A 13994-nucleotide genomic window follows, 5' to 3' on the forward strand; every position below is an offset into this window, starting at 1 on the left:
GGCGTCAGGTCACTTCGAACCACGTTGCCATGCCGCCGCCAAGACGATCGAGGATCGCGGAACTGATCATCCATTTACCGGCGCCTTCGGTGATGAAGGCGATACGCACGGTTCGCCCGGCCGGGACGGCGATGGTGTCCTGCCAATAGGGCTCCCAGCCGTCATCGAGGGCGTGCAGAAGGCGCGCCGCGTGGCCATGGAGGTGGAGTGCCTGGAGGAACTCGGTCTTGTTGACGAAGCTCAGCACGACGGGTTTGCCCTCTCCCGTCGAGAAGAGGGGCTTGCGGGCGTCGGTGAACGCGACGCCGTTGATCCGCCAGATCCGCGACACCTCGCTTGGGGTGGGCTGGCCGGCTGCGACGCCCCCCTCAAGCACAAGATCAGCGCGCAAAGCTGATGCGAGATCAATAGCTTCCGGAAGGCTGTTGCCGGGGAGCTTTATGTCGCCGGCCTTGACGTTAGGTGAGGGGGCTCCCTCGGTCTTGATGGTGAGAAGTGGCAAGCCCGGACCCAGCACGGCCACGATATTGCCCGAGACTCCCGCTTCCGTGGCGCAACGCAGGATCAGGTCCGCGCGATTGCCGGGCAGTAGCGCGAGAGTATCGCGGGCTGGCGGGAAGGGCTCGGCGGGCTGGCCATCAAGGGCGATGACCTCGACCGCGAATTTCTCGAAGCGCAGGCTGATCGGGCGGGCATTGGAGGCATTGAGGAGGCGCAGGCGTATCCGCCCGCCGGGAGCGATCGCAAAAGTTTCCGGGGCGGCCTGGCTGTTTACGGTCAGCCAGTTGCCGAGCCGGCCGACCGACCCGACGTCTTCGACCCTGCCGAACCCAGGACGGATCTGGTTGTCATCGCCCAGCGCCCAGTCGTCGAGCACGATCGCGAGATCGGCATCCACAGCCGGGGGCTCTTCCTCGTCAACCACGAGAACGCCGTAGAGGCCGCGCTCGGTCTGTTCGGCGGCGGTGGCCGGGACCATGGAGCGATACCAGTAGGTGCCGGCGTCGCGCGGCGTGAAGCGGATCTCGCGGTCCGCGCCGGGCGCGAGAGGCTCCTCCGTCAAGCCCCCGACGCCATCGAACCGGTTGGCCACGCGCAAGCCATGCCAGTGCAGGGTGATGGGTTGCGAAATCCCGTTCTCGAGCTTTATCGCGAGTTCCTGGCCCTTCCTGATCCGCAGGAGAGGACCGGGCGAAGTCTCCTCGAAGCACCACAACTTAGTCGCATCCCCCGACGGTTTCAGTTGCCAGGGCACCTCCTGTGCACGCAAGCGCCGCGCGTTGACCGCTTGGGCGACACCTGCGGGTTGCGTTGCTGGCGGTGGCGACACGGAACGGGAGGTTTCACCGGCATCCTCCGCGCGTGCCTCTGCCGTCCGCGCTAATATGGTCGCCGCCAGGCCTCCCTGGAGAATCCGCCGTCTGGTCAATCCCGCGGAGATGGACCGGAATCTGGTTGCGCGCGTCGATTCTGAAGAGTCTGCCGGCATCGGAGGGTTCCAAGGTTCACCCAGAGGGAATGCGCAACCATCTGGCACAAAGATTGACGAACCGCTTGAGAATTTCAGTGTTTTTGCCGCTATGCCAGCCGTCTGACGGTCAGCGCGGGGCCTCGCAGGCGCGGCCGGCGTCCCTGACCGACAAAGTGATGACATTTTTTTGCTGCAACGGGGCTTTGTCATGATATAGAGCCGCGTCCTGATGGGCAGGCATGCTGCGGGGCCCGCGCGGGCGTGGCGGAACTGGTAGACGCGCTGGATTTAGGTTCCAGTGACGAAAGTCGTGGGGGTTCGAGTCCCTTCGCCCGCACCAAAGCCACATCGCTCCCCGTATCATCGCCTATCCTGAGGGGCCATCAGAAGCACACGAATTTTCGAGAAGCTGTGACAATGCAGGCGACGCAAACCCGGGCCGATGGTCTGAAACGCGAGTTCAAGGTGGTGGTTCCGGCCGCCGAGCTGGAGACCAAGCTGGCAGGCGAGCTGTCTGGCCTGAAGGACAGGGTCCGCATCAACGGCTTCCGTCCCGGCAAGGTCCCCATGGCCCATCTGCGCAAGCTGTATGGCCGCGCGGTCATGGCTGACGTTGTTCAGAACACCGTCAATGAAGCCAACCGCAAGATCATTGAGGACAACTCCCTCAAGCTTGCCAACGAGCCGAAGGTAACCCTCTCCGAGGACAAGGACGAGGTCGAGGCCATCATGGAGGCCAAGGGCGACCTGGCCTATACCGTGGCGCTCGAGATCCTGCCGGCCTTCCAGCTCAAGGACCTGTCCGACATCGCGATCACGCGCGAGACGGCCGAGGTGACGGACGCGGAAGTGGACGAGGCGCTGACCCGCATGGCGCGCCAGAACCGTGCTTTCGTCGCCAAGCCCGAGGGCGAGGCCGCCGCGACGGGCGACCGCGTGACGATCGATTTCGTGGGCACCATCGATGGCGAAGCCTTCGAGGGCGGCTCCAGCGAGGGCGTCCAGGTCGAGATCGGCTCGGGTGGTTTCATCCCGGGCTTCGAGGAGCAGCTGGTCGGCGCCAAGGCTGGCGATGACGTGACTGTGAGCGCGACCTTCCCCGAGGAGTATCCCGCCAAGCAGTTGGCCGGCAAGTCGGCGAGCTTCGCTGTGAAGGTGAAGGACGTGTCCTCCGCGGCCGAAGTGACGGTGGACGAGGACTTCGCGAAGGGTTTCGGCCTCGAGAGCCTCGACAAGCTCAAGGAAGCCGTTCGTTCCAGCATCGAGCGCGACTACACGGCCCAATCCCGCCGCAAGGTGAAGAAGGTGCTGCTCGACGCGCTTGACGCGAAGTATGATTTCGAGCTGCCGCCGAGCCTCGTCGAGCAGGAGTTCGACGGCGTGTGGCGTCAGGTCGAGAACGACATGAAGCAGACCGGCCGCACCTTCGCCGATGACGAGACGACCGAGGAAGAGGCGAAGGCGGAATATCAGCGCATCGCCGAGCGCCGCGTGCGCCTTGGCCTCGTGCTCGCCGAGATCGGCGAGCAGGCGGCGGTGAAGGTCGCCGACGACGAGGTCACGCAGGCTGTCGTCGAGCGCGCCCGTCAGTTCCCCGGCCAGGAAAAGCTGGTGTGGGACTACTACCGCAAGAACCCGCAGGCCCTCGCGGAAGTGCGCGCGCCGATCTTCGAGGAGAAGGTCGTCGACCACATCCTGTCGCAGGTGTCCGTGACGGATAACGTCGTGTCTCGTGAGGCTCTTTTCGCCGATGAGGAGAGCGAATCCGACGGCGATGAAGGCAAGGACGCGAAGGAGGAGGGCAAGGCCGCTCCGAAGAAGGCCTCGCGTGCCAAGAAGAAGGACGGCGCCTGAGCCGTCTGGCGCTTGCGGATCCCGTCCGGAAGCATATCTGGTGTTGGCCGGGGGCGAGCCGGCCAACCTGCGGTCGCCATTCGACAGGATGCGACCGCCCAAGGCGTGTGCCGCTCCCAACGACCATCTGTTAATGATCGCCATGGAATAATTCCGGTGATCAAGGAGACTGATCTGCCATGCGGGATCCGTTTGAGGTCTACAACAACACGCTCGTGCCGATGGTTGTCGAGCAATCGAACCGTGGTGAGCGCGCGTTCGATATCTACTCGCGGCTGCTGCGCGAGCGGATTATTTTCCTGACAGGCCCCGTCGAAGATTATTCAGCGTCGCTGATCGTCGCGCAGCTCCTGTTCCTTGAAGGCGACAATCCGAAGAAGGAAATCTCCTTCTACATCAATTCGCCGGGCGGTGTGGTGACGTCGGGACTGTCCATCTATGACACGATGCAGTTCATCCGCTGTCCCATTTCAACGCTCTGCGTCGGCCAAGCCGCGTCGATGGGGTCGCTGCTTCTAGCGGCGGGAGAGCCCGGACAGCGCTTCGCGCTGCCGAATGCTCGCATCATGGTGCATCAGCCGTCTGGTGGATTTCAGGGGCAAGCGACCGATATCCTGATCCATGCCCGCGAGATTGAAGCCCTGCGTCGGCGCCTCAATGAAATTTATGTGAAGCACACAGGCCGTGACATCGCCGCGATCGAGCAGGCGCTTGAGCGTGACAATTTCATGACCGCCGATGCCGCGCGGGAGTTCGGCTTGATCGATCAGGTCCAGGTGAAGCGCGCGGATTCGGATGCCTGATTTCGGCCATGTGGCAGCCGTATGCGCTTTCGAAAGCTGTCATGTGGATATGCGGCAAGGTGTCCGTCTCCTATTGATCGCGCGGCGGCCTCATGTTTGCATGGGCTTTGGACCAGGTGCGGCCTGATCGATTTTGGTAGTGCAGCGATAGGGCATTACCTTTTTTTAGATCCGGGCCTATATGAATGCTTGATGACGCCGGTGTCCTGTGCCCCGGCGGTACAGAGTGGAGACGGACCATGAGCAAGACAGGCGGTAGCGACTCCAAGAGCACGCTCTACTGCTCGTTCTGCGGCAAGAGCCAGCACGAGGTCCGCAAACTGATCGCCGGACCGACGGTATTCATCTGCGATGAATGCGTCGAATTGTGCATGGACATCATCCGCGAGGAGTCAAAATCGTCGCTCGTGAAGTCCCGCGACGGCGTGCCGACCCCGAAGGAAATTCGCAAGGTCCTTGATGACTATGTCATCGATCAGGATCACGCCAAGAAGGTGCTCTCTGTCGCGGTGCACAACCACTACAAGCGGTTGGCGCATGCGACCAAGCACAACGACGTGGAGCTTGCCAAGTCGAACATCCTGCTCGTCGGCCCCACCGGTTCGGGAAAGACGCTGCTGGCGCAGACGCTGGCCAGGATCCTCGACGTGCCCTTCACCATGGCGGATGCGACGACGCTGACCGAGGCCGGCTATGTCGGTGAGGATGTCGAGAACATCATCCTGAAGCTTCTGCAGGCATCGGACTACAATGTCGAACGCGCCCAGCGCGGCATTGTCTATATCGACGAGATCGACAAGATCTCCCGCAAGTCCGACAATCCCTCCATTACTCGCGACGTTTCGGGTGAGGGCGTCCAGCAGGCGCTTTTGAAGATCATGGAAGGCACGGTCGCGAGCGTGCCCCCGCAGGGCGGACGCAAGCATCCTCAGCAGGAGTTCCTGCAGGTTGATACGACGAATATCCTCTTCATCTGCGGCGGTGCGTTCGCAGGTCTCGAGCGTATCATCATGGGGCGCGGGAAGGGGACCTCGATCGGCTTCGGCGCGCATGTGCAGGCACCGGACGACCGGCGCACGGGCGAGGTATTCCGTGAGGTCGAGCCTGAGGATCTCTTGAAGTTCGGCCTTATCCCCGAGTTTGTCGGCCGCCTGCCGGTGATCGCCACCTTGGAGGATCTCGACGAGAACGCGCTCAAGCGCATTCTCCAGGAGCCGAAGAACGCCTTGGTGAAGCAGTACCAGCGCCTCTTCGACATGGAGGAGACAGAGCTCACCTTCCACGAGGATGCCCTGACGCTGATCGCGCGCAAGGCCATCGAGCGCAGGACGGGTGCGCGCGGTCTGCGCTCGATCATGGAAGGCATCCTGCTCGAAACCATGTACGAGCTTCCTGGCCTTGAAGGCGTAGAGCAGATCGTCATCGGTCCTGAAGTGATCGAGGGTAAGGCAAAGCCGCTGTTTATCTATGCCGACCGCGCCGCTGAGACGAGCGCCAGTGCGTAACGGCCTGAACAGGATCGCCCGGTGATCATCCGGGCGATCCGGCCCATAAGCATGCGGATTTTGCCTCGCCCGTGATTTTCCCCAGCCAAGACATAGCTTGTCGCGTGCCGGTGACGCGTTTGGCGCGATCTGCCGGGAAGCGTGTGCCTTGCGGTCAGATCGGATATCCATTTCTGATGGACATTCGACCGGCTCTTGACGTTTATGATGGCAGGTAGGCGCGAGCAGCCGCCGACGGCGTTTTTGCGCGCAGACCTATCGGTACAAGACAAACGTAGCAATGGCTCGCCATTTGCTGCGCGGTAGGGTCTGCGTTTTGCGTGAATGCAATGAGTGTTCGACGTTACAAGCACTTAACTTGAAACGTCGCAGTCGGATAGCCACCTACTGAAGTGCGCGACAATTCCGGCATGCTCATTGCGAGGTGATCGGATAGCGGGCTGGAAGCAGCCATTCTTATGGTGAGCGCTTCCAGCGGATCGTCCGGCGGTCAGCCCTTGAGGGGGATCGGCGGACGCAAAACGAAGGACAAGTGGGCGATGACCACAGCGAAGCCCCGCCAGGCTGCAGTTCCAGGCACGGTCGGTACCTATCCCGTCCTGCCACTACGCGATATTGTCGTTTTCCCGCACATGATCGTGCCTTTGTTCGTTGGGCGTGAGAAATCCATTCGCGCGCTTGAGGAGGTCGTGAAGAGCGACCGGCACATCCTGCTCGCCACCCAGATGAACGCGGCTGACGACGATCCGGCCACGGACGCGATCTACACGATCGGCACCGTTGCGAGCGTGCTGCAGCTTCTTAAGCTGCCCGACGGCACTGTGAAGGTGCTCGTCGAGGGCACTGGTCGCGCCAAGATCAGCACCTACGGCCGCACGGACGATTATTACGAGGCCGAGGCCGAGGTGTTGGCCGAGACTGTCGGCAGCAAGGTCGAGACTGAGGCTCTGGCCCGTTCGGTGCTGGCCGAGTTCGAGAACTACGTGAAGCTCAACAAGAAGGTTTCTCCGGAGGTTGTCTCCGCGGTCACGCAGATCGAGGACCCTTCCAAGCTTGCCGACACGGTTGCCTCGCATCTGGCCGTGAAGATAGCGGACAAGCAGGGCATCCTCGAGACGACGGTCGTTGCCGAGCGGCTCGAGAAGGCGCTCGGGCTGATGGAAAGCGAGATCTCCGTTCTCCAGGTCGAGAAGCGGATCCGCACCCGCGTGAAGCGGCAAATGGAGAAGACCCAGCGCGAGTACTATCTGAATGAGCAAATGAAGGCCATTCAGAAGGAACTCGGCGACGAGGACGGCCGCGACGAGCTGGCTGAACTCGAGGAGAAGATCGAGAAGACCAAGTTCACGAAGGAAGCCCGCGAGAAGGCGCTGGGCGAGCTCAAGAAGCTTCGCCAGATGTCGCCGATGTCCGCCGAGGCGACCGTCGTGCGCAACTACCTCGACTGGATGCTGGGTATCCCGTGGGGCAAGCGGTCCAAGATCAAGAAGGACCTCAATCTGGCCCAGGGCGTCCTGGATTCCGACCACCACGGCCTTGAGAAGGTCAAGGAGCGCATCCTGGAGTATCTGGCGGTCCAGCAGCGGGCCAACAAACTCACGGGGCCGATCTTGTGCCTCGTCGGCCCTCCTGGCGTCGGCAAGACGTCGCTCGGCAAGTCGCTCGCCAAGGCGACGGGTCGCGAATTCGTCCGCATGTCCCTCGGTGGCGTGCGCGATGAGGCCGAGATTCGCGGACATCGCCGGACCTATATCGGCTCCATGCCTGGCAAGATCATTCAGTCCATGCGCAAGGCAAAGACGTCCAACCCGCTGATCCTGCTCGACGAGATCGACAAGATGGGCATGGACTTCCGTGGCGATCCGTCAGCTGCCCTGCTCGAGGTTCTGGATCCGGAGCAAAACTCTACGTTCAACGATCACTATCTGGAGGTGGACTACGACCTCTCGAACGTGATGTTCGTGACCACGGCCAACACGCTGAACATTCCGCCGGCCCTGCTCGATCGTATGGAGGTGATTCGCATCGCCGGCTATACGGAAGAGGAGAAGGTGGAGATCGCCCGCAAGCACCTCATCCCGGAGGCCGTGCGCAAGCATGGCCTGGCCGAGAAGGAGTGGTCGATTGATGAGGGTGGGTTGCTTACGCTCATTCGCCGCTATACGCGCGAAGCCGGCGTCCGCAACCTTGAGCGCGAGATCGCGAACCTTATCCGCAAGGCTGTGAAGGAGATCATTCTCACCAAGCGCAAGAGCGTCGAGGTGACCGCGGAGAATGTGTCGGACTATCTCGGCGTGACCAAGTATCGGTATGGCGAGGCGGAAACGGAAGATCAGGTCGGTGTCGTCACCGGGCTGGCCTGGACCGAAGTCGGCGGTGAGTTGCTCACCATCGAAGGCATCATGATGCCCGGCAAGGGCAAGATGACGGTGACGGGCAACCTGCGTGAGGTGATGAAGGAATCGATCTCTGCGGCGGCATCCTATGTCCGTTCGCGGGCCCTCGATTTCGGCATCGAGCCGCCGCTCTTCGAGCGCCGCGACATCCACGTGCACGTGCCGGAAGGGGCGACGCCGAAGGATGGTCCGTCTGCCGGTATCGCCATGGCGACGGCTATTGTCTCGACGCTCACAGGCATTCCTGTGCGCCGTGACGTGGCGATGACGGGCGAGGTCACCCTACGTGGCCGGGTCCTGCCTATCGGCGGTCTCAAGGAGAAGCTGCTCGCGGCACTGCGTGGCGGTGTCACCAAGGTGCTCATTCCCGAGGAGAACGCCAAAGATCTGGCGGACCTCCCCGAGAGCGTGCGCAGCGGCCTGGAGATCGTTCCCGTCTCCCGCATGGAGCAGGTCCTCAAGGAGGCTCTGGTGCGGCAGCCGGAGCCGATCACGTGGGATGAGCCGACGGAAGACAAGGCCCGCAAGGCTGCTTCCGACGGTGAGTCGAACGCCCTCGTGGCCCACTGAAGTGCTGCAAACAAGTAACGGATGCTGTTGAAAAGTGCCCCCTGGCCACCCGGTCAGGGGGCTTTTTTTGCTTTTGCGCGTCAGACACGTTGATTTCCTTGGAATTCTAGGCCATCGGGGAGACACGCGCGCTGCTTTTCGGCATGAACGCGTGTCTCGCGCAGCGCGCAGGACAAACGAAGCGCCTGCCTAGGGCAGGCCAGGAGGTTTGAGATGAACAAAGGTGATCTTGTTTCGGCCGTGGCCGAGAAGGCCAACCTTACGAAAGTTCAGGCCACGGAGGCTCTGGACGCTGCCATCGACGCCATCACCGCCGCTCTCAAGGCCGGCGATGAGGTGAAGCTGGTCGGCTTCGGCACCTTCGCTGTCGCTGATCGCGCGGCAGGCACCGCTCGCAACCCACGCACCGGTGAGACCATCAAGGTTCCGGCGTCGAAGACGCCCAAGTTCAAGGCCGGCGCTGGCCTCAAGGAAGCCGTCAACGGCAAGTGAGATTTGTCGCGGCCAAGAATGGCCGGACAAGCTCGCGGGGGAGGGGGACGGCCATGTTTGAGGCTAGTCCCGGCCGGGAATCGTCTCGGCGCCCTTCCTGCGTCCGTAGGCCGACAATCAGCCATCCACCTCGCTGATCCACCTGCTTCCGGGCGGGCTCTGGAGGTGTGGTGTGACTTTTAAGGGGCTGGGGGCCTGTGTGCTCCCTTTGGGACATCGACGGACGAGCCGTGCGGTCGGGCAGCTCAAAAAGACTTGCCTCGCCGGATGGCTCTCCGTTAAATCACTTCAGTTTCGTCCCATTGAGGTACGAGACTGAACCTTCTCCGTGATATCCGACACCTGTCCACGGATTGAGGGCGGTTAGCTCAGTTGGTAGAGCATCTCGCTTACACCGAGAATGTCAGCGGTTCGAGCCCGTTACCGCCCACCATCATCTTTGCCCTTTTCGGGTCAGATCCCAGCGTGCGCTGAGTCCGCGCTGCTTCCGCTTGCGGTGCAAGCTCCCTTGGTGCTTCGGGATTCCATGCGCATTTGGGGCAGGACGCCCTCAATCACTGCCTTGTGAGCACCCGAACTACGCCTTCATTCAAGACGGTGAAATTTGGCAGCTTGGCCGTTCCTGGCGGCAGCGCCGCCGTCGCCCTCGATGAGGACGGCGGATATAAGGCGTTTGCGCCCATCTTGCAGCCCTGCGCCCCGTATAATGAATTTTCAATGGAATGACGTGCTATATGAGGTCAGCGGTTCTACGCGCATACCGGCCTGTTCGCTTGCGTATAGCATCTCCCAAACTTGACAGCCCGCCCTGCCTTCATTCAACATTTGGGCATAGTTCGCTCGATTATGTGGCTGCATCCGGAACACAGATGCTGCAAATGCGTTATCCCTATAGATATTGGAGTATCTTGGCTCTCCGCTGAGATACGGCGAGAGGAGACGCTTACATGCATCACGGCATCAGGTCGACCTCTGACACCGATTATGCTCTCGCAGCGCTGAGAGTGGATCTCCGTGAGATCATGTCTGAGTTTCGCCCGCCCGTGGATAAGATAATCAATATTTTACATCGCTTAGAGCCTTTCGCCGCGACTGCAGAGCGTATCCGGTCTCGCAATGATCTCCTTTCTTTTTTCCAGGAGAAAAGCGATGAGGTCGATTTCGCTCCCGCGCTAGATTGCCGGTTCCCTTTCTTCTGGGGCCGCTTTTCGCGAGCTTGGCTTGAGGACGACGGCGCCACAGTGTCGCCGGATCCCACGGTTGTCAGTCTTTTCAGCGATCCACGAATCGGCCGCAGCAGACAGTCGCATCCTTAAAGATGCCTTGTCAGAGGGGCAGGGCACCTCCTCGCAATATGCTGTCGCCCTCATGGGACAATCGTTGCCAGCAAAAAAGGCCCTCGAAGCGGATGAGGCTTTGAAGGCCTTTAATTTTGGAATTTGCGATCGGCGGCGGTGTTGCCTTCATGCACTCGACTGACATAAAAAGGCCGCCGCTCCAGAATGAGCGGCGGCCACGTCTGTTATGGACAATTATGGGCACGGACAGTTATGGGCGATTATATTCCCCAATATGGGTTCACGCCGTAGTAGTCGTGAAGGCGACGTTCGTAGGAACGATCTCCCCAATCCGGGGTGTCGCGCGCCTCATAATGTGGTGCGCCTTCAAGCTGTTCGCGGCTTAAATTCACCACGTAGCCGCCCTTGGCGGTATCATACGTCAATGTTGACCATGGTAGCGGATGGTATTGCTCACCAATGCCAAGAAAACCACCAAAGGACATAACAGCGTAGGCCACCTTGCCGCTCACCTTGTCGATCATCACACTTGATATCTCGCCAAGATGTTCTCCCGAACCATTATATACCTCGGTTCCCGAGACTTTATCGGAGCCGATCAGGTTCGTTGTTTCAGCTGTGTGATCCACTTTCGTCTCCCATATGTTTTGCTGTTATTATACAAACGTCGTTCGGCCGCGCTGGTTCCACAGCCTGCGGGAGGTGTTCGACGGTTGAGATGACACAGGCATGGGAGAGAACAAAGCCGAAGCCCTTGAGTTCCATAATGCGCCTTATGCGAAATTGGGGCTTGAGCTTTGCGCAACGCATTGACCGACGATCATGTCTTGAAACGTCTGCCTTCCCGTGATCCAACTCCCACAGTCTGGCCTGATTGTGAGCCATGGCTTGGAGAGCCAATGTCCGGTGTCACATGGCTTGCCTAGCCCGCAGAACTGTTGTGGAGATCGGATGAAGGCCTCTCGGGATATCGACCAGCTCCTTGCGATCATGGCCGCGCTGCGAACGCCCGGCAGCGGATGCCCGTGGGATCTTGATCAGAACTTTGCGACGATTGCGCCTTACACGATTGAAGAGGCTTATGAGGTAGCCGATGCCATCGAGCGCGGCGATATGGACGATCTCCAGGAAGAGTTGGGCGATGTCCTCCTGCAGGTCGTGTTTCACGCGCGCATGGCCGAGGAGGCTGGCGAGTTTGCGTTCGGGGACGTGGTCGAGGCCATCACCGGCAAGCTTATCAGGCGGCATCCGCATGTCTTCGGTTCGGCACGAGATTTATCACCGGATGAGGTCAAGACGCTTTGGGATCGCATCAAGGCTGAGGAAAAGATCGAGCGCCGCCGCCGGCGTGAGGAACGCGGACTAGCCGACGAAGGTCGGGCGGGGCTCCTGGATGGCATAGCGAGGACACTCCCTGCCCTTACCCGCGCCGATAAGCTCCAGCGTAAAGCCGCCGGTGTGGGGTTCGATTGGTTGGAAGCGCGCGAGGTGGTGGCGAAGCTCCGCGAGGAACTAGACGAGATCGACGCAGCCTTAGGCATGGCCGACCCATCAGCGGTGGTCGAGGAAATCGGCGATTTGATATTCGCGGCCGTCAATTTGGCGCGCCATGCCGGCGGAGATGCCGAAGTCGCGCTTGCTCTGACAAATGCCAAGTTCGAGCGTCGATTCGCTTACATTGAACGGCAGCTCGCTTCCACGGGGCGGACCACCAAGGAAGCTAGCCTCGACGAGATGGAAGATCTCTGGCAGGAGGCCAAGCGCGACGAGAAATCTGCGAGCTCCGACTAAGAGGGCCTTACCGGATCCGCTTTGCTCCCGGACAACGCCTCAGCAAACGGGGCTCTTTTGCCTCCGCGATGCGGACAGCCAACAGGACACGGCCATCTTCGTCCGAACGCCGGTCCAGAATTTCAGCCTCCTCATAGAGCCAGTTCAGAACATCTCCGGCCTCTGGCTCCAAGACGACATGATAGATCGCGCGGCCATGCGCCAGCCTGGCTTCGATGGCGGACAACAGGGTATCCATCCCCTCCCCGCTGACGGCCGAGACCAGGACCGGCCGAAGTTCGGTCGGCCTGCGTGACGCGAGATTGTCCAGCTTGGCGCGTTCATCCGGCGCGAGGAGATCGGCCTTATTCCACACTTCGATCAGCCGTTGACCATTGCTTGGGTCAATGCCGAGTTCGCGAAGGATGGTCTCCACATCGCTCGCCTGGGCCTCGGTGTCGCCATGGGACACATCCCGGACATGCAGCAGCACGTCCGCCTCGATCACGTCTTCCAGCGTAGCCCGGAAGGCCGCGACCAGCATGGTCGGAAGATCGGAAATGAAGCCGACCGTATCCGAAAGGATGGCTTTCGAGCCGTGGGGCAGCTCAATCGCGCGGGCTGTCGGGTCGAGGGTCGCGAAAAGCAGGTCCTCGGCCATGACCTTGGCCGCAGACAAGCGATTGAACAGGGTCGACTTGCCGGCATTGGTGTAACCGACCAGAGCGATGATGGGATAAGGCACGCGGCGCCGGCTCTCTCGGTGCAGAGCGCGCGTCCGCTTGACATGTTCGAGGTCACGCTCGATGCGGCTCATCCGCTCCTGGATGAGCCGGCGATCCGTCTCAATCTGCGTCTCTCCAGGGCCTCCGAGAAAGCCGAATCCGCCGCGCTGCCGTTCAAGATGGGTCCATGAGCGGACAAGGCGGCTCTTCTGGTAGGTGAGATGAGCGAGTTCCACCTGGAGCGAGCCCTCGCGCGTGCGTGCCCGCTTGCCGAAGATGTCGAGGATGAGCCCCGTCCGGTCGATGACCTTGGCGCCAAGCGCCCGCTCGAGATTGCGCTGCTGCACCGGGGAGAGAGCGCAATCCATGATGACGAGATCGATCTCATCGGCTTTTACGGTGCCGGCCAGCTCCTCCACCTTGCCCGAGCCGAGATAGGTCGCGGGGCGGACATTGGCGAGGCTTAGCTGGATCGCACGGACGATCGTCACATCGATCGCCCGCGCCAGACCTACGGCTTCATCGAGCCGCGCAGCCGCATCCCGCGCCGTGTTCTCGCCACTGCGCTCGGATGTGCTGCGTGTCAGGTAGGGCCCGATCACGAGAACGCGGGTATTCTTGCCTTCTTGATCAACAGGGGAAGGCGGCGACGGTTGAAACGCGTCCTTACGCTTATCGGGTTGAGTCATTCAGACCTTTTCTGACCCCATATCGTCTGTCGGCTCGAACAGCTGGATCGGATGTCCAGGCATGATCGTCGATATAGCGTGCTTATAGACCAGCTGCGAGTGCCCATCGCGGCGCAGCAATACACAAAAGTTGTCGAACCAAGTCACAACACCCTGAAGCTTGACGCCGTTGACCAGGAAAATCGTCAGCGGGACCTTATTCTTGCGAAGGTGGTTGAGAAAAGTGTCCTGCAGGTTTTGCGCGCGTTCGCCCGCCATCTTGTTAAACCTTCTTCTTGCGCCGTGCTCGTCGGTCCTTGTTCGCTTACACGGCTTCTGTTGTTGCCTTTGCCTTTGCTGCCGGAAGGCTGCGCTGGCGCGGGACGCTCATAGACCGAGAATCGCATTACAAAGGGAGAAACGCTTCAAACGCAAGTATCTC

11 protein-coding genes and 2 tRNA genes are annotated in these 13994 nt (G+C 60.9%); 9 read left to right on the top strand and 4 right to left on the bottom strand.

Annotation, left to right across the window (positions count from 1 at the left end; translation table 11 throughout):
* Positions 1-4: 4 nt before the first annotated feature.
* Positions 5-1270, bottom strand: coding sequence for a multicopper oxidase family protein (locus KIO74_RS04995; RefSeq protein WP_213330980.1), 1266 nt, complete (start codon positions 1268-1270; stop codon positions 5-7).
* Between the two features lie 456 nt (positions 1271-1726).
* Here KIO74_RS04995 and KIO74_RS05000 point away from each other — a divergent pair.
* The 8 genes from KIO74_RS05000 (at position 1727) to KIO74_RS05035 (ending at position 10407) form a co-directional block, all read left to right on the top strand.
* Positions 1727-1811 (top strand) — tRNA-Leu (locus KIO74_RS05000).
* A gap of 77 nt (positions 1812-1888) precedes the next feature.
* Entirely contained in the window at positions 1889-3325 is a 1437-nt protein-coding gene (gene tig / locus KIO74_RS05005) for a trigger factor (protein ID WP_213330981.1), read from the top strand.
* Positions 3326-3504: 179 nt separating this feature from the next.
* Entirely contained in the window at positions 3505-4128 is a 624-nt protein-coding gene (locus tag KIO74_RS05010; protein ID WP_213324719.1) for an ATP-dependent Clp protease proteolytic subunit, read from the top strand.
* A 239-nt stretch (positions 4129-4367) separates the two neighbouring features.
* Positions 4368-5633, top strand: a complete 1266-nt coding sequence (gene clpX / locus KIO74_RS05015; protein ID WP_213330982.1) for an ATP-dependent Clp protease ATP-binding subunit ClpX — start codon at positions 4368-4370, stop codon at positions 5631-5633.
* Between the two features lie 539 nt (positions 5634-6172).
* Positions 6173-8599 (top strand): endopeptidase La, encoded by a 2427-nt coding sequence (lon, locus tag KIO74_RS05020; RefSeq protein ID WP_213330983.1) that lies wholly within the window; start codon positions 6173-6175, stop codon positions 8597-8599.
* A 213-nt stretch (positions 8600-8812) separates the two neighbouring features.
* Positions 8813-9091 carry an HU family DNA-binding protein gene (locus KIO74_RS05025; RefSeq protein ID WP_110374144.1) on the top strand — a complete coding sequence of 93 codons (279 nt, stop codon included), beginning with the start codon at positions 8813-8815 and terminating at the stop codon, positions 9089-9091.
* Positions 9092-9448: 357 nt separating this feature from the next.
* Positions 9449-9524: transfer RNA gene (locus KIO74_RS05030), tRNA-Val, on the top strand.
* Positions 9525-10038: 514 nt separating this feature from the next.
* Positions 10039-10407: a hypothetical protein gene (locus KIO74_RS05035; RefSeq protein ID WP_213330984.1), complete on the top strand. Its 369-nt coding sequence runs from the start codon at positions 10039-10041 to the stop codon at positions 10405-10407.
* Positions 10408-10649: 242 nt separating this feature from the next.
* On the opposite strand, the gene KIO74_RS05040 is transcribed toward KIO74_RS05035, so the two are convergent.
* Positions 10650-11018 carry a PRC-barrel domain-containing protein gene (locus KIO74_RS05040; protein WP_213330985.1) on the bottom strand — a complete coding sequence of 123 codons (369 nt, stop codon included), beginning with the start codon at positions 11016-11018 and terminating at the stop codon, positions 10650-10652.
* A 322-nt stretch (positions 11019-11340) separates the two neighbouring features.
* On the opposite strand from KIO74_RS05040, the gene mazG reads away from it, so the two are divergent.
* Positions 11341-12180, top strand: a complete 840-nt coding sequence (gene mazG / locus KIO74_RS05045) for a nucleoside triphosphate pyrophosphohydrolase (protein ID WP_213330986.1) — start codon at positions 11341-11343, stop codon at positions 12178-12180.
* A gap of 7 nt (positions 12181-12187) precedes the next feature.
* Here mazG and hflX read toward each other — a convergent pair whose 3' ends face one another.
* Together hflX and hfq are read right to left on the bottom strand one after the other, a co-directional pair.
* On the bottom strand, positions 12188-13573 hold the full coding sequence (gene hflX, locus KIO74_RS05050; protein ID WP_213330987.1) for a GTPase HflX: 1386 nt from the start codon (positions 13571-13573) through the stop codon (positions 12188-12190).
* Entirely contained in the window at positions 13574-13831 is a 258-nt protein-coding gene (hfq, locus tag KIO74_RS05055; protein WP_110374139.1) for an RNA chaperone Hfq, read from the bottom strand. It abuts the gene before it with no gap.
* Positions 13832-13994 lie beyond the last annotated feature (163 nt).

This window comes from Chelatococcus sp. HY11, assembly GCF_018398335.1.
Lineage (GTDB): Bacteria > Pseudomonadota > Alphaproteobacteria > Rhizobiales > Beijerinckiaceae > Chelatococcus.